16 protein-coding genes and 1 pseudogene are annotated in these 20,925 nt (G+C 47.0%); 6 read left to right on the forward strand and 11 right to left on the reverse strand.

The features are described 5' to 3' along the window. Nucleotides 1-217 precede the first annotated feature (217 nt). The 7 genes from ABE504_RS13115 to ABE504_RS13145 all read right to left on the reverse strand — a co-directional run bounded on the left by ABE504_RS13115 (nt 218) and on the right by ABE504_RS13145 (nt 9,650). The gene (locus tag ABE504_RS13115; protein ID WP_430088901.1) at nt 218-1,579 is read right to left on the reverse strand and encodes a sulfatase-like hydrolase/transferase; all 1,362 of its coding nucleotides are present in this window, start codon (nt 1,577-1,579) and stop codon (nt 218-220) included. Between the two features lie 204 nt (nt 1,580-1,783). After that, nucleotides 1,784-3,382 carry a xylulokinase gene (locus ABE504_RS13120; RefSeq protein WP_430088904.1) on the reverse strand — a complete coding sequence of 533 codons (1,599 nt, stop codon included), beginning with the start codon at nt 3,380-3,382 and terminating at the stop codon, nt 1,784-1,786. 151 nt (nt 3,383-3,533) lie between these two features. After that, a complete protein-coding gene (locus ABE504_RS13125; RefSeq protein ID WP_430088907.1) occupies nt 3,534-4,736 on the reverse strand; it encodes a Ger(x)C family spore germination protein in 1,203 nt (400 codons plus the stop codon). Further along, on the reverse strand, nt 4,733-6,259 hold the full coding sequence (locus tag ABE504_RS13130) for a spore germination protein (protein ID WP_430088908.1): 1,527 nt from the start codon (nt 6,257-6,259) through the stop codon (nt 4,733-4,735). The genes ABE504_RS13125 and ABE504_RS13130 overlap by 4 nt, the downstream gene beginning before the upstream one ends. After that, nucleotides 6,256-7,377, reverse strand: a complete 1,122-nt coding sequence (locus ABE504_RS13135; protein ID WP_430088910.1) for a GerAB/ArcD/ProY family transporter — start codon at nt 7,375-7,377, stop codon at nt 6,256-6,258. The genes ABE504_RS13130 and ABE504_RS13135 overlap by 4 nt, the downstream gene beginning before the upstream one ends. A gap of 427 nt (nt 7,378-7,804) precedes the next feature. After that, nucleotides 7,805-8,725, reverse strand: a complete 921-nt coding sequence (locus ABE504_RS13140) for a polysaccharide deacetylase family protein (protein ID WP_430088913.1) — start codon at nt 8,723-8,725, stop codon at nt 7,805-7,807. A gap of 100 nt (nt 8,726-8,825) precedes the next feature. Next, on the reverse strand, nt 8,826-9,650 hold the full coding sequence (locus ABE504_RS13145; RefSeq protein ID WP_430088916.1) for a phytanoyl-CoA dioxygenase family protein: 825 nt from the start codon (nt 9,648-9,650) through the stop codon (nt 8,826-8,828). Between the two features lie 179 nt (nt 9,651-9,829). Here ABE504_RS13145 and ABE504_RS13150 point away from each other — a divergent pair, with 179 nt between their 5' ends. Next, complete coding sequence (locus tag ABE504_RS13150; protein WP_430088919.1) at nt 9,830-10,714, forward strand: AraC family transcriptional regulator; 885 nt, start codon at nt 9,830-9,832, stop codon at nt 10,712-10,714. A gap of 7 nt (nt 10,715-10,721) precedes the next feature. Here the strand turns inward: ABE504_RS13150 and ABE504_RS13155 are convergent, their stop codons facing one another. The 3 genes and pseudogenes from ABE504_RS13155 to ABE504_RS13165 all read right to left on the reverse strand — a co-directional run bounded on the left by ABE504_RS13155 (nt 10,722) and on the right by ABE504_RS13165 (nt 13,995). Next, nucleotides 10,722-11,747, reverse strand: coding sequence for a zinc-binding dehydrogenase (locus ABE504_RS13155; protein ID WP_430088922.1), 1,026 nt, complete (start codon nt 11,745-11,747; stop codon nt 10,722-10,724). 120 nt (nt 11,748-11,867) lie between these two features. Continuing rightward, nucleotides 11,868-12,701 carry a helix-turn-helix domain-containing protein gene (locus ABE504_RS13160; RefSeq protein ID WP_430088925.1) on the reverse strand — a complete coding sequence of 278 codons (834 nt, stop codon included), beginning with the start codon at nt 12,699-12,701 and terminating at the stop codon, nt 11,868-11,870. 359 nt (nt 12,702-13,060) lie between these two features. After that, nucleotides 13,061-13,995 (reverse strand): annotated as a pseudogene (locus tag ABE504_RS13165) (IS630 family transposase). Nucleotides 13,996-14,297: 302 nt separating this feature from the next. On the opposite strand from ABE504_RS13165, the gene ABE504_RS13170 reads away from it, so the two are divergent. From ABE504_RS13170 to ABE504_RS13190, 5 genes are all read left to right on the forward strand, one after another. Further along, complete coding sequence (locus ABE504_RS13170; protein WP_430088928.1) at nt 14,298-14,690, forward strand: CHASE3 domain-containing protein; 393 nt, start codon at nt 14,298-14,300, stop codon at nt 14,688-14,690. Nucleotides 14,691-14,778: 88 nt separating this feature from the next. Next, nucleotides 14,779-15,282 (forward strand): VanZ family protein, encoded by a 504-nt coding sequence (locus ABE504_RS13175; RefSeq protein WP_430089926.1) that lies wholly within the window; start codon nt 14,779-14,781, stop codon nt 15,280-15,282. A gap of 29 nt (nt 15,283-15,311) precedes the next feature. Beyond that, nucleotides 15,312-15,995 (forward strand): ABC transporter ATP-binding protein, encoded by a 684-nt coding sequence (locus ABE504_RS13180; RefSeq protein ID WP_430088931.1) that lies wholly within the window; start codon nt 15,312-15,314, stop codon nt 15,993-15,995. After that, nucleotides 15,988-18,417, forward strand: coding sequence for a hypothetical protein (locus ABE504_RS13185; protein ID WP_430088933.1), 2,430 nt, complete (start codon nt 15,988-15,990; stop codon nt 18,415-18,417). The genes ABE504_RS13180 and ABE504_RS13185 overlap by 8 nt, the downstream gene beginning before the upstream one ends. Before the next feature lie 542 nt (nt 18,418-18,959). After that, nucleotides 18,960-20,042, forward strand: a complete 1,083-nt coding sequence (locus ABE504_RS13190) for a stalk domain-containing protein (protein WP_430088936.1) — start codon at nt 18,960-18,962, stop codon at nt 20,040-20,042. Nucleotides 20,043-20,102: 60 nt separating this feature from the next. Here ABE504_RS13190 and ABE504_RS13195 read toward each other — a convergent pair whose 3' ends face one another. Beyond that, nucleotides 20,103-20,924: a hypothetical protein gene (locus ABE504_RS13195; protein ID WP_430088939.1), complete on the reverse strand. Its 822-nt coding sequence runs from the start codon at nt 20,922-20,924 to the stop codon at nt 20,103-20,105. Nucleotide 20,925: the final 1 nt, after the last annotated feature.

The raw sequence follows: 20,925 nt of genomic DNA on the forward strand, positions 1-20,925 counted from the left end.
AGTGCTAGCCTTTAGCCGTATCCCCTCCCTTACCAAGAATGTAGATGAAGCGTTTTCATCAGTTTCAGTGTAGTTAACTTTTGGAAGTGCGAATAGACAGCCAAGCAACGATTTCTAAACGTTTTCAATGAAATGGCTTGCGAATATAGAAAAAGCCGCGATTTACGCGGCTTTTCCAAGTTAGGTCCCGCTATCTCATGCCCATGCTATCGAGCGCTTAAAGCTTCTTTCTCAGCTCAAGCACCGACACCCGTCTGGCTCCGGAATTGCGAAGCGCCGGTGCAGCCTGAATGGACGGAGGGACTTCGCCCGCTTCCTCCATACGCCGAATCAATCGTTCACGCAGCTCATCCGCTACAGCTTGAAACGACGCCATCCCAATCAGGTTGTTCAACTCATGCGGATCGGCCTGCAGATCGTATAGGAACTCCTCTGCATATACCTCCGAACCTGCTTCCCGATTCGAGTCACCACTCGACGCCGATACGCTGTATTTCCAGCGATGCGTCCGGATGGCCCGTCCAATCTGCGACTCGCTGATCTGGACGAACACTTCCTCCGGCCAGCCCTCCCGCTCTCCGCGGAGCAGCGGCAGAAGTGAGCGCCCTTGCATCGCCCGCGGAACGGAAATCCCTGCAGCATCCAGTAGCGTCGGCGGCAAATCAACCAGTGAGACCAGCTCTTGCAGCCGCCCTCCGGACTTGAAGCAGCCTCCGGTGAACGCCGTTGGGACACGAATTGAGCTATCGTGACAGGACCGCTTGTACTCGCTGTTGCGAGTCTTGAAATGGCAGCCATGGTCTGAGGTAAACATAACGATCGTGTCCTCCTCCAGCCCAAGGGAGATCAGGCAGTCGAACAAGCGGCCCAATGCTTCATCGAGCCTTTTGACCATGCCGTAATAGCCCCCAAGGTGGGCATGCGCTGTGCCGCCCAGCGCCGCGAGGTCGCCCGGCACGAAAGCACTGCCGCTGTAACGCGCTTCATAGCCTCTCGGCGCCGGATAATTGTCGCTGTGATTCTGATGATGCGGTTCCAAATACGAGAGGAACAGGAAGAACGGCTCTTCCTGATGCCGATCAATGAAGCGGATCGCCGCATCCGTCTGCGCATCCACGCGATAACCGGGCAGCTTCACCGGCTCATTCTCCCCGTTGTACAACACGGTGTCGTACGCATCGGAGGCGTATTCGAGCACATTGGCGCCGAGCCACTCCTGATAACCGCCGCGCTGCGTTTCCGGTACCGGCTCCTCCCCGGCCAGATGCCATTTGCCGATATACCCGGTATGGTAGCCGGCTTCGCGGAAATAGTGCGCCAGCGTCTTCTCGTCCTGCCGCAGCGGAATCCCGTTCACATAACAACCGGTTGCCGTCGCATATTTGCCCGTTTGCAGCGATGAGCGGGCTGGACCACATACTGGTTGACAGGTGAACGAATTGAACACATGTGTCCCTTCCATCGCCATCCGGTCAAAATTCGGCGTGAGGCCAAGGGGATTTCCGTGAACGCCTGTTGTATCGAAGCGCTGCTGATCAGTAAAAAATACAATTACATTCGCTTTTTTCTTCGTGGTCATCTCTCTACCTCGGATCCGTTAGGGTGTGCTTCCATTCAGCAAGAGCCGAAAAGGTGTATCTGTTTCAGATTAGTAAGTATTCTGGCTATTGAACAGGGAGCTAAACAATGATTTCTAAACCTTTAACAAAAAAAACCAGCCTCCCGCCCAGGAGTTGCTGGTTTTTTCACGATTTTGGTTTGCCTGCGCGACTATACTCGACCGTTACTTCAAATTCGCCACGGCGGCGCGCTCGATCGCGAGACCGCCCGTATACCGCTGCATAAACGCCTCGAAGCCTTCCACGCTCTGCGGCTGCGGCGCAAGCGTTGTGCCCGCTTTGTCTGCGAACACCTTGCGGCTCAAGTAGTCTTCGAGCGTCTCGCCCTCCGACTTCCGCAGCATATAGGACGCCAGCAGCGCAATGCCCCAGGCGCCCCCTTCTCCCGCAGTTTCCATCACCGTCACCGGAACGTTCAAGGCGGCCGCCATGATGCTCTGTCCTACACCCTCCGTCTTGAAAAAGCCGCCATGACCGACGATCTCCTCCAACTGCACCTGTTCTTGCTTCAGCAGGATGTTCATGCCCAGCTTCAACGCGCCCAAGGCGGTGAACAGATGCACGCGGATAAAGTTCGCCAGCGTAAAGTTGCTGCCGGAGGAACGCACAAAGAGCGGGCGGCCTTCCTCAAAATGCGTGATATGCTCGCCCGACAAATATCCGTATGCCAGCAGGCCGCCGCAATCCGGATCGCCTTGCAAAGCAAGGTTGTACAGTGTGCCGTACAGCTGGTTCCGGTCCGCATTCATCCCCATCGCCTTCGCGAACTCATCGAACAGCCCCACCCAAGCGTTGAGATCGGAGGAGCAGTTATTCGAATGCGCCATCGCGACCAGATGGCCGGAAGGCGTCGTGACCAAATCGATCTCGTCGTAAACGCGGGAAAGCTCCCGTTCAAGAACGATCATCGCAAAAACAGACGTCCCCGCAGACACATTCCCCGTCCGCCGTGCTACGCTATTCGTCGCGACCATCCCTGTGCCGGCATCGCCTTCCGGCGGGCAGAGCGGAATACCGGCCTGCAGCTCGCCGGTCACATCCAGAAGCCTGGCTCCCTCTTCGGTGAGAACGCTTCGGCGATCCCCTGCCGTCAATACTTCAGGCAGGATATCTTCCAGCCGCCAAGGAAGCCCGCTGGACGCGATCCTTTCATTGAATTGCCGGACCATGCCGGCGTTGTATGTGTTGCTGTTCAAATCGATCGGGAACATGCCCGATGCTTCCCCTACGCCGAGCACCTTGTGCCCGGTGAGCTTCCAATGGATGTACCCAGCCAACGTTGTCTGAAAATCGATTTCCGCGACGTGCGCTTCCTGCCCCAGAATAGCTTGATACAGATGGGCAATGCTCCAACGCTGCGGAATCGGGTAATTGAACAAGCCGGTCAGCGCCTTGGAAGCCTGTTCGGTCATATTGTTGCGCCAAGTGCGGAACGGTACCAGAAGCTCTCCGTCTTTATCGAAAACCATATAGCCATGCATCATACCGCTGAAGCCGATGGCGCCAACCGTTTGCAGGGAAACACCGTATTGCTGCTTCACTTCGTCAGTCATTTTACTGTAACTGTCCTGCAAGCCCTTCCAAATGTCCTCCAGACTGTACGTCCAAACGCCATTCACATAGCTGTTCTCCCAGTCATGACTGCCCGACGCGATCGGTGCGTGGTCTTCCCCAATCAGCACCGCTTTGATCCGAGTAGAGCCAAACTCAATGCCGAGCGCCGTTCGGCCTTGCTGAATCGCATTCCGAATGTCCATACTCATCCCCTATTCCTCCATCCCATTATTTAGGATCATTATAACTTGTACGTACAAGTTAATCTACTGTTTTTTCTCTCTCGCACCTCTTCCCCCTAACAAGGAATCTGACTGCTGCTCCAACATCTGCCTCGTTGCAAGCAGCAGCTTCCCTCAACTATTTTGCGGGAGGCCTCGCCATTGGACTTCCCGCATTCATGCCGGTATCGGTTAAACGAGCCCGGACCGTAACAGATACCTCCGCTTGCGAGAACAGTTCGTCCCATTCCCCTTTCCATTGCTTCCATAGACGAGGATTCTTTCTTTGAAGGTGCTGACCGACGAGGAGGACATCCGCTTTCATCCCCTGTACTTGACGAACCGCTTCCATGGTTTCCTTCTGGATCGTCTGCTCGACACGGCTGATGAAACGCGCGTGCTCCTCTTTCGTGAGAACGCTGGAACAGCTCATTTCGCCAACTTTACCATCGACCTCGAGATGAATTCCGATGTGGGGCTTACTGCCCGCAGCCGAAACCCGGATGGAAGAATTGGACTTGTAGATCCTGTAAGAGTCTGCCATCTTCGGGGCTTGTTCAGATTGGCCATCTGCTTCGCAGGGAATCGAGGCCAGCCCTTCCTTGAACTCATTGCGAATCATCAGGATGCTGTCCGCAATTTCAGCAGGAATGAGCCCATCGTCAATTGTGCCTGAGGGAAAACGCAAAACATTCATACCGTCAATCAGGAGTATCGGGTGTACTTGGTGAAGCAGTCGAAGATGAGGCAGCATCGTCACGGAAGCCGGGGATTGCGCGAAGATATTCAGATCCAGCAGGGACACCTTCGCTGCCATGCCTGTCACGTAGTTGGACATCCCTTCAACCGTCTTCACCTGCTGACCGATTGTGTTCTCAATCAGCGGATCTACCACTAGAAATCGATCAGCTTTCCCATCTGTTGTCAACACAGTGACAGCTCCGCGAGGTCCTCGCGAACGGGAGAAAAAATCGAGCACCTCCCCGATGTTCCGTTTACGAGCCATCGACTCGCTAATCAGAAGCGCACGCATATGGCTCCACTGCAACCTTCTTCCCAGCTTTCCCGAGATATGTGCCGCCGCATCCGAGATCGTCATCGCATCACTCGAGAAGGTCAAGTAGGAGACGCCCTTGACTGCTCGATTATTCCTCGATTCAGACGATCCGGGACGGTAGATCTGGGTGGTGACCCGGAACTCCCCCTGCTCCGTCTCATCGATGGCAACCGCTTGAACAAATCCCCACCCCGTCAATTCGTTCTTATCCCAACAGCCGCCCAACAGAAGGAGCGCCACTCCGCACATGGCGAGCAGAACTCCCCTGTGAACCAAGGTATTCATTGTAATCCCCCCTTCTTACGCCGAGTCTCTGGGGAACCCAGCAACCGACGATTTCGAGGGGATAGCAAAAATTTCCGAAGCGGGGCTCGTACGACAATATCCCGAAAATCTCTGACTTTAAATGGAGCAATCGAAGAGAGATAGGGCTGCCCTAGCGTATGCAGGCATGTCATGTGCAGAAGGGTAAGCAAGCACATAATCATTAGACCAAATCCGCCTAGCAGTGTCGCTGCAACCATAAACGGGAATCGAAGAATCCGAATGGCAATGGCGATATCATAGTGCGGAATCGCGAAGGAAGCGATTCCCGTGAGCGCTACGACGATCACCATAATCGGCGATGCAATCTTGGCTGTAATCGCGGCTTGCCCGATCACAAGAGCCCCGACGATACTGACAGCGGAGCCAACCGGCCTAGGCAGCCGAATTCCCGCTTCCCGCAGCAGCTCGAAGGACACTTCCATGATCAAAGCTTCGATGAAAGCAGGAAACGGAATTCCCTCTCTGGTATCCAGAATGGCAAGCAGCAGAACAGATGGAATTAACTCTGAATGGAACGTGGATAACGCGATATAGATACTGGGCAGCGTAAGCGCAATGAAGAATGCCAACAGCCGCAGGAGACGGATCATCGAAGCGAACAGCGTACGGACATAATAATCCTCTCCCGTCGAGATGAAATCAACGAAAAACGCGGGAGCGATCATCACCATGGGTGAATTGTCCACAAGCACAGCGATCTTGCCATCAAGCAAAGCGGCGGTGATCGCATCCGTCCGTTCGGTGTACCGAAACTGGGGGAAGGGCGTGTACGAGGAGTCTTGAATCCAGTCCTGAACATACGACGTCTCTGGAACATCATACTGTTCGATTCCTTCTATACGACTTCGGAACTCCTCCAGGATCTCCGGAACAATGACCCCTTCCAGGTAGCAGAAGGCGATAGTTGTCTTGATGGTCTCCCCCGCCGTCAAAAATTCGATCTTCAGCTGCGGTGTCTGGAGCCTCTGACGGATCATCCCGAGGTTGGTACCGATGGCTTCAACCGTTCCTTCGCGGGGGCCTTGAACCACCGGTTCGCTGACCGGTTCTGTAACTTGCCGCTTGTCGAAAGTGGCTGCTTTATGCGCGGCAGCCCGATGCCAGCCGTCGAACAATAACACGACGAACCCTTGAAGCACAAGATTGACGGCTGTCTCCAGTTCGATCGTGATGGAGAAGCCTTGCGAAGATTTACCATTGGGGCCAAAATAGTACTCGATGGCCTCAGGATCAACCGTAGCGGGATCCGCCGATTGAAGAAGGGTCAGATCGGTGATGACCTGCATCACGTAGCGGTCGCTGCCATCCGTAATCAACGAGCGGCAATATACGGCAAGGAGCTCATGATTCAACTCGCCGCCATACGTCCGCCTTTCAAAAACAATGTCCTGGCAGTTCTGAAATAACTGCGCCATACGGAGACGGTTAGTTTCAAGATCCGCCTCAAGCAAGGTGGGTTGGTGATTGGAGTAGGAGGTCATCGTTCGTCTCCTTGTGGCGTCTGGATTCGCTGGCCCATGACCCAGGTCAGCCCGGTCAGAAAGAAAATTAACGTGCAGCCAACTGCAATGACAGTGAACGGCCAAATCGTATATACCTGATATTGGAACTCCGCCGGCCCTGAGAATAACGTCAAGGACAGCATCGTGCATGTCAACGTTAACGGATAGATATAGGCACGAGCATCTTGGACATTGGTTAAGCGAACCAAGAGCTTATTCAACGCAATTAGATATAATGTGGCTTTCATGTATGAGCCCACAATGATCGCGATGCCGACAATCGCCTCAATACGTACATTGTTCCCATTGACCTCAATGTTGCTGGCCAACTGATAGAGCGAATAGCTGAGATAGCCCGCAGCAGGGCCGAAAGCTACGATCGTGCACACCGTCGCAGCAATCATCGTCACACCTGTCAGCGTGAAGGCGAGAATCAGCCTGCGGAACAACACTTTCGTCTCCTCCTTGGGAGCGAAAGAAAGGAGGATTGGGAATAGGCACACCTCCCCGAAAGGAAAGCCGGCTGCGACATAAAAGCCGTGCAGCAGATCGCCGATCCCTTTGTCTGGCAGAGGAAGAAGTCTCCCCCAATCATAAACCGGGAATGCGATGAGCAGAACAGCCATGGTGAATACGAACATAACCGGAACGAGCAGCACGAACATGCGCGCGGCGATAACAACTCCCGCTCTTGCCGTTAGTGCCGCCACTAACAGACTGAACGAACAAAAAACGTAAGAAGGTGTTTTGGGCATCATACTGCTGGCGAAAAAATCCCCAATGCCCGTAACAATGGCGGAAATCGCAAAGAGCAGCATCGCCACAACCGGGAGCATGACGAATATGGTGGGAACTTTTCCAATTAGACTGCGGCAATAGTCAATCAGTCCTGTGCCTCCGTGACGCCGATGCAAATACAGGACACAGAGCAGCACGATCAGGCCGAAGCCAAAAGAGCCGAGCATTGAAAGCCAGGCGGCATTGCCCGAGAATCCGACAATCGGCGTAGGTATATAGATAATGGCGGAGCCCATTGTGGCTGCGACTAGCAGGCTCGCCATCTGTCCTGTCGTTAGGATGGATGGACGATCGTTCATCATTCTTCTCCGTTCTCTATGAGGCGCTGAAAGCATCGAACAGCCGAACTATGGCGTCGGAGGGGCCTCCATACAGCCACTCCAAACACTGACCGGGACTCGGCCACGTGGGATGATACAAGAACAACATCGATAAATAAAACGAAGGGGAAGCGATAAGAAGACTCCATAAGAGGGCTTTCCGCTCTGTTCTGCGCCAGTCGAGACCATACCCGACAATGCACAGTGCAAAGAGCAGAATTAGGAATATATAACTCGCCACGTGCTTTCCACCTCACATTCGAAGCCTCTGGCGTTAGGATGCTATGTTTTTCCAGATTTCATTCATTCTTCTAAAATGCAAAAAGAGGCCATTCCAAAAAGGAATAGCCTCTTCCTTAACCGCGAGCATCACGTCATCCCCGCCGCGTTCAATGCCTGTTACGCCTTAACGCTCAGCAGACAACTCAGGAACCGTGACGAGCTCGAAATCATTCTGCTGCAAAAACGCAATAATCTGCGGCAGCGCTTCAATGGTGTTGTCCAGCTTGCCATCTTTGCCACCGAAGCTGTGCATCAAAATGATGCCGCCTGCTTTGGCATGCGTCTGCACATTGTACACAATATCCGTAACCGAGGTGCCTGCCCAGTCTCTGGGGTCGACGTTCCAACTGACTAGCTGACGTCCCGTCAGCTCGACCTCTTTCTTGAGCGCAGGCGACACTGCGCCGTAGGGGGCTCTGACCATGCTGGGCGATACGCCAATCAATTGCTTGACATAATCGTCTGTCTGCCGGATTTCTTGATCGATTCGAGGCACTGAAAGCTTGCTTAGATCCGCATGATCCCAGCTGTGGTTGCCAATCGCATGCCCCTCCGCATGAATGCGGCGAAGCACATCGGGATATTTTTTCACTTGGTCTCCTACGACAAAAAACGTAGCTTTGACACCGTTCTCTTTTAGAATATCCAAAACTTGGGGCGTATACTTGTGATCCGGTCCATCGTCGAAGGTTAACGCAATTTTCTTGCTGCCCGCCGCCTTTGGCGGCACTGGGCCAGTCTGGTTCGTCTGGCTAGTCTGAGTGCTAGATGCCGGTGGCAGCTCAAGTGAGGCATGTTTCACGGCTGGCTCTTCGTGGGGAGAAGGCAGCGGTTGCTGTTCCTGCGGCATGCTGGGTTTCTGTACGGCGGCCACGTCGGGATGCGGCGTGGACGCACTCTCGCTGATCGCGGTTGGGCTGATGTGCGGGATCGGCAGCACACTACCCGTCACCGAATAATTGACGAGCATCATCCCTACGGCTCCGCTGCAAGCAATGCCCAGCAGCCAGATTTGCTTTCGTTCCATTGTAAATCGAACGATCATGGTAAGACCTTCCTTCGACAGTATACAAGATAAGATTTTGTATATATATGACGAAGGATGACGATAAAAAGTTGTTAGTTATATAAACTTACTTCGCAAACTAGACACTCCTATTTGTCGTATAGACAACAGGAAAATCCGTTCCGTTCAAAAGCTCACCGGGTTGTACATGGATGTGTTTGCTCATAGGGTGATTGCCGGTTGGCTCATAACGAATATGACCCGGCATATAATGAACTGCAATCGCACGCCGCTTCATCTGAGAAGTGTTCGGCAGCGAGCCGTGCCAAGTCATACAGTGATGGTAACCGACCTGCCCTTTCTTGATCTCGAACGGCAACGGTTGTATCTCCACACCTGCGGGCAGCAACTCAGGATGCTTATGCTGCGGCATATGGTCTGGCCCGTGAAGCAAGTGCCTTTGCTGATCTCCCCATCTGTGACTGCCGGGTACCATCCACATGCAACCGTTCTCAACGACTGCATCATCCAACGCCACCCAAGCGCTGATCAGCTCCGCAGGTTTAATGATCGGCCATAGCGGGTGATCCTGATGCCACTTCGTAGGCCCCCCCGTGACCGGCGGCTTATATTGAATCTGATCATGCCAAATGCGCAGCGTGTCTGCACCCGCGAGTTGTGCAACATCTTCGCATAATGTGTGATTGGCTGCATGCTGCAAATATAGATCACTGGCCATCCAAATGTTTACCACCTGAATGATGGTTTCATTGGCTTCCATGCTCATACCATAGTCACTTTTCTCTAATAAATTACGGTTTAACACTGGTTTCTTCACTGTTCTGCCTTCCAATACAAGATCCAGCTCACGACGCAGCCGTTCAACCTCCTCATCGTTCAGCACAACCTCGCCCTTTACATAACCGTCACGCTCAAATGCCTCCACTTGTTCCGCTGTCAGCATGCATACTCCCCCATTCACAATTTCTAGATAGCCGCTGTTCGGCTCACAAGATCAAGTGTAACAGCGCACAGCTCGCAGGTCGTTGCAGGAAATATTAGATGAAGTTGTACTTTTCAAAGGTTTCTACCGACAGGCCGCGAAATAGTGTAGAACAATTGATGGATAAGGGAGAAAGTCGCATGGAACATTTTCGCTCGCTCGGGTCAATGGACGTATTACTTCCTGCAGTGAACTATGCTAATATACAGAACATTCCAGCAGGTATCGTTTACGGTCCTCGAACGATTCCTGATTATCAGTTCGTTTATGTGATCGCTGGCCGTATGGATTTGTGTATCGGCCGGGATATATATACGATTCTTCCAGGCGAATGCGCTTTTTATGGCGCGGATACCATCCATAAGCTTACCGCTCATCCCGATAAACCGGTAACTTTTATCTCCCTTCACTTTGATTGGCATCGCCTGTCCCCTGAACCTGTTCATCCGGGCCCCAAGCTGCAAAACTATGCCGTGACTCCTCCCTTCGAGCCAGCGCTGCGCTACACGGTTGACGTTACGGGTTACGGCAGCGTGACCCTGCCCGTTCATTTCAAATTTTCGGACGGTGAGCGAGTCCTTCATCAGATTGTTCAAGAATACAAAGAAGAAGAGCCTGGCTACGCCTTCGCACTGAGAGGGCTTCTGATACAAGCCTTGAGTGAAATCATACGTCGTCAAAAAGACGTTGCTTCCACATATAGCCCGAAAAGAAGCATGATTCAAAATGCGCTGCAACTGATTGTGGAACACCCTGAGCAGGCGTGGAGTATATCAGAACTGGCCGAGAGCTGCGGCTATCATCATATCTATTTTTCCCAGTTATTCAAGGAAGTCATGGGCGTTTCCCCGAAGCCTTATATGATACATAAACGCATACAATTGGCGAAGAAGCTGCTTTTGAAAGAGGAAAAGATTGAAGTTGTAGCCAGCAAGCTTGGCTATGCCTCTATCCATTACTTCAGTCGGCATTTCAAATCCATTACCGGGATGTCACCGTCTACGTTCAGACTGTATGGGGACTAATCCATATTCACTTTGATGCCTCCTCCCCCGTAATGGCATGCCCTTCTGTCCAATCGAAAAGAACGCCCATCGCCGAACTGCGATTGTGCACGAGCAAATCGTACGCCTGCGGCGCTTTCAGCGGAGAGAAGCGGTGCGTGATTAACGGTTTGACGTCCATTCTTCCTTGCGTTAGGTAGGTTAAAAAGAGAGCCACCATGTCCGGGTGATGCCAGCCTTTGTAGTTCATTTGAGCGTGAATGCCCAGGATGGACACAGAATTGGACACGACATTGCGGCCCATTTCCTGCATGGATGGGGTCGCCGTATCTCCCAGCAGGATGACGCGTCCCAAAGGTTTAACAAGCTGCGTCGCTTGCGCCAATACAGCGGGATGCCCCGTAATATCAAATACAACATCCAGCATCCTGCCCTTGGTTTGCTCCGCGATTTGCGCACGCGCCTGCCCGGCATCCATCGCCAATCGATGAATGCCCGGTTTGTCCGCAACCAACTGGACGCGGCTTTCGGCCGGATCCATCGCATAGATCTCTTTGGCACCGGAGAGATAAAGATATTGCGTTACCAGTTGACCGAGGGGCCCGAGGCCGATAACGCCGACCGTTTCTCCGAGAAACAGCTCGGCTCGTCTTACGCCCAGCTGTGTCGTTTTGGACAGATTGACCCAAACTCCTTGTTCGGGGGTGATCTCATTTGGCAGTAATACAGCACGCTCCGCCGCTGCCTTAAAATACTGCGTGTGCGAGCTTTCTACAAACACGCGGTCGCCCTTTTGCAAATGATGAACCGCTGTTCCCACTTCCAACACTTCCGCTACCATCGAATACCCCGGATGGAACGGATACTGCACCCAACTCGACCAATTAGTGCCTGGATCAAAGACGCCGCGCAAGCATTGCAGCTCAGTTCCCGTACTAATTAGCGAACATATGGCAGCACATAAAATCTCATTCTCTCCCAGCGTAGCGTCAAAGACTTCCGCTTTGACTTCCACTTTCTGCTTTTCCGAAAAAACGATGCGGATTGCTTCCATTGAAATAGCCTCCTTGATCGGGAATCTTTTCCCTTACGCTAAGTGTAGAGGGGGCCGACCATGGAATACAGAGCAAACGTTTGTCGAAGTTTAACACTTTTACAGGTCATTCCCTATCGCCTACATCGTGCGAACAAACAACTCTCTATATTGGCGAGGGGAAATGCCCGTATACTTTTTAAAAAGCCGGGTGAACGTTTGAATATCGTTAAAGCCGAGCCATTCGCTGATTTCTGTAATGTTCATTTCACGCATTTCGAGCAGCGATTTCGCTTTCGAAATTTTGATTTCCCGGTGCAGCAGAATCGGCGACTTGCCGAACGCTTCTTTAAAATGATTGCTGACATAGGTCGGATTCATATGCAGCTCCGCAGCCAGATCGGCGAGCGAAAGCGATGCTTCGGGTTGCGTAACAATTTTCAAAAGAATTGATAGAAAGCTGTGGGATGGCTGGCCCTCCATGGCGGTCTTGACACTGCCCAGCGCGTTATCCAGCAGCAAATAAAGCAGCTCCAGCGATTTGGCCTTTTGTAAAATGATCGCAGGCAGATGCCCTTCCCTAGACATGGAAAGCATCAGTTCGTCAAATACAGCCCCGAATTTCTTGGGATTTTTCAGGGGATAGATGTACGGGATCTGCAAAAATGGCAGCACATCCACCACCTGCTGAATCGTATAGGTGAAGTGCCACCACAGGAATTCCGTCTCTTCATCGCTATCTTTGTACTGATCGTGCTTGAAGTGGGGAGGGATAAAGATGACAGTGCCCGGCTGCAGATCGTATACCTTCTCTTGTACTTTTAGCTTGGCCGTGCCTTTTCTTATGTACGTCATCATGTAGAAGTCCTGGAATGTCCGATTGCGATAGTTCATTTCGACACGGTTGTGGCTATCGAATTTCAGGATTTTCAAATCGGCTGTTTCCAGGAGTGCGGAAATCAAATCTGTTTGCATTAGCGCCACATCCTTCTTGGGGGCTCTAGCCTGATTATAGCTTAACTGGGCAGCAAGCGCATCCGCTTAACATGAAAGAACAACCGAACATACAGCAGATGACGAGATGAACCAGATTAATATTTCGGAGTGACAGAGCCGCTTGCTTAATGAAAGAGAGCCATCCCATTCTGAGGCAGCCCTCTTTTCTTTGCATAATTGATGTATTGTGATGTGCTTATGTATGTTTGTAATACTTCCCTTGTTAAATTTATAAAATATAAATCTTTAAGAGCTTTCATTTAATTCGTCTATATTGAACTTCTGAAATCTCAGAAGCATCAGAAAGTATATAAGTTGAACTGTAGACTATAGCTGTACTAGTACCCGATCAACGTAGTTTGAGAGGCTGCGTTCAGACGGCGAAAAAAATCCAGAACATGAATTTTTATGTGATAGAATTTACTGAAAAATACATCGTATCTTTTTTCAGCCACTTCCATACGCCCTCGATGAGATTAAGCTCCGGGCTATACGGTGGGAGAAACACGTTCCTCCCCTATAAGCGTCAAGCACATCGGTCAGTAACCGTTGAAAGGCCGCGGTATCCGCTTTCTCTTCCTCCCGGTGATGGATCATGCCGGTTTCATAGTTAATCGCTCCGAGCAGTGTAGCTCCTTAGTGCCAACCATACGTCGGGATTTTACGTTGTTACCCTTTAAGAAACTAATTATACTGCAGGGCTTGATACGCACGAATCGTGGACTCATCCTCGAAAAGCAGATGATCAATTTCACCTTCGAGGAGTTTCTGTTCCAAAGCCGGGAACGTTTCCTCACGGAATTCCGCCTGTTTGGCTTCTTCCGCGTTTTCGAGCGTATAGGTCGCCTTGGTAAAGCTGAAGCCCAAGCGATGAAGTACTTTGCTCATGCACCGCAACGTATACGAAATTTGAAAGGTATGTTGGACCCACGCCGCAATCAGAGCAAGCGTCCACGTATAATGTGCTTCAAATCCGGCATCGACGGGATGCTGGTGTAGTACCGTATGAGCCAGTTGTTCCAGTTGTTCTTCAGACAGTTTGGGGGGTGGGTCCCGGTACGCAGTCCATCTCGAATCCAGCGAGTCCTCGCTCTTAATAATTGGCCCAATAGATGCTAATCGTCTGAGTACTACGTCCAAGTAGTTGAGCAATTTGTAAAAAGGTATGTCCCTCAACAGAAAGTCGAACGGCCAGATACCTTTCATATAATCGCTTATCCGTTACGCTTCTCATTGCTTGATTCAATTCATCGATTTTGGCTTGCATTTCCATCCGGATCCCACGTTCCGCGTCATGTCGTGTATACTACTAGGATTTGAGAGTTTAGAATCTCTGATTCAATTTATCTAGCAAGACTTTATTATCCCTTAACTCATATAATCAACCATAAAAGAGATTATTTGTGAAAAAATGTTGACGGAATCCTATATTATGGATATTATTACAATGGTAATTAATGGTATTTACTATTAAGAATCCGAGAATCATATATTAATTTCCAATATGGTTATTTCACCCACTCGGATCCTTCAAGCAGTAAATAACCAAAAATTTACTTTAGGAGGATTTATTTTATGAAAATGAGAACAAAGATTCTAGGTACTGCTGTAATTTCATCGTTACTTTTAGGCGCTGTGTCTGCTTCTGCTTACTCGAAGTCATACACATTTGAAGTACATGCTTCCCTGTACGGAACAACGGTATTTAGTCTCCAAAATTTATCAACAAACACTCAGGTTTCGGCAGACACATATCAAGCTAGTTATGCCTTAAACTCTACCAAGTCTCAGTACCAAATAACATTGTATAAATCTTACTTACAACAGTACCCACAGTATTCGACCGCAAATGGTACAACTAGTACACTAGGTTTTGGTGTAGTACCAGCAGGTGATTACACCCTTAATATCACAAAAAGTGGAGCAGAAGGTTTTTATGTAATAGGAAGCGGTTCAGTAAATCAGTAATTTCAGAAAATAATGTCAAAAAAACCTTTTAAATTAAGGTTTTTTTGACATTTAAGAAAGGAGAACTTTTATGAGATTCATAGTAGATATGCTTTCCTTCGCGATTCCCATCACACTTATTTATTTTATTATCAGACTGTGCCTCATCAAAAGGTATAGAATAATTTGGAAAAGGGAAATTTTACAGATCTCATTTATTCTATATATTTCTGCATTAGTGTTTATCGTTTGGATTTATAATTTAATTCATACTGACTATCTTCTATACAATATTATCCCTGTTAAAACTATAATTGGATACATAAATGACTTTCCTTCTAGCACAGCTATTAAAAACATTTTTGGTAATCTAGCAATTTGCCTACCGTTTGGTTTCTATTATTATTTCAACGTTAGGATTTTACCCAAATTCAACATAGTAATTCAATCTCTGATGATTCCATTAATCATTGAATTGATACAGTTATTGATTTATATATTTAACCTGGGAATGAGAACTGTAGATATTGATGATATTATTTTAAATTCATTCGGCATTTTAATAGGCTATTACATAACACGAGTTGTTTTTAAAAGATACTGTAAAATTTAAATTATTTTAAAAAGAGAAGGGAAACAAAGATGTCTATATTATTAAAAGCAAACCATATAAGCAAAAAATATAATACTAATATCAACCATTTTGAATTAAAACCATCTTCAATATCACTAGAAAAAGGAAAAATCTACATTTTAAAAGGGAAAAGCGGATCAGGCAAGTCAACCTTGTTAAATATTATTGGAGGAATGGATCGACCAACCTCTGGGAGTGTTTTTTTCAATAACCATTCATTCTATGATCTATCGGATAATGAGCAATCAAAAATTAGAAACGAAAAATTCGGATTTATTTTCCAATCATTCAATTTAATTCCTGAAATGACAGTAGAGGACAATATTATATTACCAAAGTATTTCAATAAAAACCTTAAAATTGATACTAATAAAATAAGCACAATTGCTGCAGAACTAGGGATTAAATCGTTGCTACATAGCAAACCGTCACAATTATCCGGTGGAGAACAACAGAGGGTCGCAATTGCGAGAGCCCTAATTACATCACCTGAAATCATATTTGCAGATGAACCTACAGGTAATCTAGATAGCTTTAATAGTAAAGTTATTGCTGAACTGTTAGTCAATGTAGTATTGAGCAGAAACACAACCTTGGTTTTAGTTACTCATGAAGAAAATCTAATTGAACATCAACATGTTAAGTTATGTATGCTAAACGGAGAATTAGTGGTGGAGGAAGAACATGTGTAATCTCGCATTCAAATTATTGCTATCAAGAAAGAAGTGGCTGATACTTTTAATAATGAGTTTTGCTTTAATAATTTCGTCGATTGTTGCGATTTACTCCTCCACAGAAACTATAAAGTCCAATTTATTAGCGCGATCATTTCAACAATTCGGTGAATTTTCCGGGGTATTATTAAATATTTCAAATGAAAATAAAATAAAGAAATCATCTAGTAACTATGGTGAATATAAATTATTTGATTCATATACAATCAAAGATAATATTATACTCAATATTGGGTGGGCTGATAATAATTTTTTTAATATCGGACACATCTCACTTAAATCTGGTAAGCTGCCCATGGCTACACATGAAGTAGCAATTGAATCTTTCTATTTGGACACTTTTGATCCTACATGGAAACTTAATCAAATTAGAACAATAAAAATTGGAACAAAGGAAATTTCTCTTAAATTAGTTGGCATTGTTGAAAACTATTCTTCAAGATGGGTCATTCAAAATAATTACTATCCCAATATGTTTTTATTTAATTCGGATGACATCTCGAATAATATAAAGAGTAATTATCTTATAGCTTTTAAACAAAACTATTCAATTAGTAAAAATATTGAATTTGTTCAAAATCTTCTTGGTGAGAATGAAGGTTCTGTAATTAATGATAGGTTACTATTTACGGGGCTAAATGATTATGAAAAGATTACTGTCTTATCCGTATGTTTACAAATTATAATTTTAATAGTGTCATCGTTATGTATACTTACAATGTTATCTTTCTTCAATGTAAATCAAAGAATTAAATTTGCAATATTCAAATCTTTAGGGTGTTCAAATAATCGCTTATATTTAATTTCTATATTACAAACAACATATGTGTATTTTGGGGGAATATTAGCTTCAACCCCACTTGTCATACTACTTCATTTTTTAATTATTAAACATACATATGGTTTTGCGATCATTAATAAAAATAGTATTACTGGAATCTTGATTGGAACTACTGTTTGGCTATTAATATTATATATACTAATAACTTTATTATCTTTTTTGACAATAAAAAAGAGTAAAAAAAGTAGTATTAGTAAAGGAATGCAAGCCGGAGGCCTTTTAAATGAAAATTATTCAAACAAACTAAATTACTTCAAAAGCTTTACTTTAAAACAACTTACGATTCAGATTTTTTCGCACCCTAAAACTAGTATCTTATCTACGCTAACTTTAAGCTTCTCTATTCTTTTAATACTATTTTCGGTAACTGTAGCCAAAGAATCTCAAGGAATTTGGAATACCAAAATAGAGTATTACTTGGATTCTCAGCAATTAGTGAGCACAAAAATGGTTGATGGACATACCGTCGTTGCTAATAAAGGACTAACTTACTCGCCCGATGAGGTTAGAAAAATCGAATCCCTCAAAGGAATTGCTTATATAGATAAATCTCCATATATGCTAGAGGTTCATCCGATTATTAACAAAGATCTTTTAACCTCCTCATTAATTTCATGGATAGATGAAAATAAATTTGCAAATACAGAAAACGTCTCAAATGATACCATAATGATTCCTAATGTAAAGTATGTTTTAAAAACTACCGAAGAATTATCTAAATTAACTTCAAATAGTAATAAAGAAGAGTTACAGAACTTAATTGTCATTCATATACCTGGAATTAAGGCTGAGGAGAAAGAAAAGTTAGAAGAACAGAGTATAGAATTATCGAAAACATCTCTATCAGTAGATAAGTTAACTACAAGTACTTGGAAGTTTAAAATTGCAAAAATCATCGACACTCCATATAAAGCTGATTTTGATGTTACCTCGAATATAAATAACGAAATTACAATTATTTTAGATGAACAAACCGCAATCGATTATGGAATTACCCAGGGGTACAAACAGTTAATGATTTACACGGAAGAAAATTTATCTAAAGAGGAATCTAAAATTATATATGATAAAATTTATGGTTTAACCGTAGGCGTTCCAGGCTCCTTATTTCAATACATTCCAGAGTTAATTTTTGACCGAACTAGAATTACCGAGTTTTTAGATTTTTTAGGAAGTTTTTCGTTTTACATTTCTTTGACATTATCGATTCTATCAATTAGCATGGTCATATTTGGGAAATACCGTTTACAAAAAAGATATTGGGGAATTTATAGATCCCTAGGATTAAGTACAAACAAACTGTTCTACTACCTTATTCTTGAGCTGAGTGTCTATTATATTTTAGCAATAATTATTAGCAGTATACTCTACTTCATCTATTTATTTCTAAACAGATTAGACTATCCTTTATATTCTTACTTGTTGTTTTTTACTTCAACAATATTTACAGTACTACTGGTGTTGATCGTATCCGCTATTATTATTAGAGGAAGAATTAGTAATGATTCAATTTCAGAATTATTGAAAATCGAGGAGTAGTTAGCCCACCCAGCTACAAGTGGACTTCGGTGAGCTTTCATGGAAGTTAGATGGAGAAGCGTATGTGCAAGTCCCTGTGCTCTAGTTTCCCCGTACACTTCACGTCGACCCGGGTGATTGTACAGTGATGATCTTGAGTCTGGCAATGCAGACAAATGGACACTCGACACCGACTGTCATCAGTCACTGATCTCGCCTCTCCTGTCCAATCACGGTCAATGTCAATGACTCTGGTATCGGAGGGAGCTGCAAATGGTCGGCAAAAAATTTGAAAGGCTACTTGAATGGCGAAGAAAAATTAAGCGCTACAGACAGTACGCATCTTTCTGCTGGCAGGGGTCGGTGTTCACGCGTGGACCACTAGGTTTGAAATTGATAACTTATTTGTAGAAGCAAGGTATATAGGTGAAGACTGCACAGACATTGTTGTCCGTGCAGTCTTTTTCGCGTGGCCCCCTGCAACCTATTCGAACCAACCTCCGTCTGAAGGATAGTCAACATCCATGACACAGCATTTCAAATATCGGAAGGAGTTATACAAGATGAAGAAGAAACTGACTGTCCTACTAACATTGGCGGGGATTCTTGGCACGACGGCCGCTGTTGGAGCTGAGGATGTGGTAGAAAAGGTTACAGGATATTTGCAAAAAGATGTAAAAGTGCTTGTCAACGGGCAAGACAGCGCGCTTACGCCTGTCTACATCGATGGAAAAGCCTACATCCCCGTACGCGACGCTGCGACGAAGCTGGGATATACCGTAAATTATGATGAAGCGAACCAAGAGATTGAGCTGGACGAGGCGGCTGATTTGATGCGTGCATCCGGTGTCATCGTAAGCGTACAGGCGAAAGAGAACGGGAATACCCGCATTGAGCTGCTTGGCAGCACGTGGGTTATTTTGAACGTCGATAGCTCGACGTCCATTAAGAACAGGGACGGCAAAACCCTAACTGCCGCTGATCTGAAAGCGGGTACGCAAATCGATGTCGAGTTCGGACCTGTTATGGCCATGAGCTACCCGGGTCAATCGCAAGCTGTCAACATTAACGTCCAAGCCGATCGCACGGTCAAAGAAGATACGATCAAAGAAGTGAAACAGACAGATGACGGCTGGCAAGTTCAATTGGGTGACAATCTGATCCTTAACGGCGGCAAGGAAACTCGTGTCATGACGTCGCAGGGCGAATCCCTGAAATGGGAAGACTTGAAAGCCGGCACCAAAGTAAAAGCCTACTACGGCCCATTTGAAACGAAAAGCCTGCCTCCCCAAAGCCCTGTGTTCCTCCTCGTCGTTCAGGCGCAAGCACCTATAGCAGGCCTTCCGAAAATGTCGCCTGCAGCTGCACAGGAATACCGCAACTTGGCATGGGCGCAAGTGAAGGAGCAAGCATCCCATATTACAACGAAGCAAGATGAGGCTGTCGTGCAAATCGTCTCCTCTACAGAAGTAGGCGCCCTCCCTTCCACAGACGAGCAGAAAAAATTGCTCGCAGACGTTCAAGCAGCGAATGGCGCTGTCGTGACGGTTACTTACAATACCGATCAGGATGAACTGCTCGGGCCGCTGACGGCGGTGTTCGATTTCAACACCAAAGCTTTTATCGGCTTTAATGTTAGGAAGTAAGCGCTGATTGCTGAAAAGCCCTGAAATTCAATCTCCGTTGAATTTCAGGGCTTTTTACAATCATGTTCGTTTTCGTCTTGAAGCAAGACCTTCCACGCAAACGCCGAACGATATCAGGATGACCAGCAACAGGACAATCCACCCGATGAACGGTACGTTGGCGAAGGCAGCAATGAGCATGGCTCCCATCATCACTTTAAGCCAATCCGGCTTATGCGCCGCTGCGCGGAGCTGCTCGCCAATGCGGTGACTGACGATCGTTAGTCCCGCAAATACAGTGATCGCAAGCAGAACAATCAGCACAATCAGCACGGGGATGCCGATGATGGTGACGAGCAGGAGTGCACTGATGGCCGTGAGCGCCACGCTGCTCAGGAAGCCCATATACAGCAATCTGCTCCATGGAATTGTCGAGAAGCGTGCCGTGTAGCTCTCTGTTTTCTTTTTGGCAATCAGACTAATCAATAAGGGAATCAAGACCAGCAGCAAGGTTGCTCCGAGCTGTACGACCCATAGTCCAACCGCGAGCCCCCCGCCGATCAGCAAACTGTTCTGTGTCTGCCCGTCCAATGAAAAAGCATACACATCATCACCTAATGCCGCACCCGGCGCCTGATTCACTTTCCCGCCGACAACGACAATCAGGCCGTCAACTTGTGCCGTGCTTTCGACACGCAGGTCCCCATTAATCACCACCACTACCCCTGTCACATGACCCTGAATCTCGGCATCTCCTCCCACCACATACACATCATCTACGGTTTGATCCGTTGGGACAACCATATGCTGGTGCTCAAAAATAGTCGCCGCGGAGGTCGTCTCAGGAATCAACAGCATGAAAAATAACAGGAACATGCCTAACACACGGGCTGCATATCTCATT

Source organism: Paenibacillus oryzisoli, assembly GCF_050467285.1.
In the GTDB taxonomy this organism is placed as follows: Bacteria; Bacillota; Bacilli; order Paenibacillales; family NBRC-103111; genus Paenibacillus_E; species Paenibacillus_E oryzisoli_A.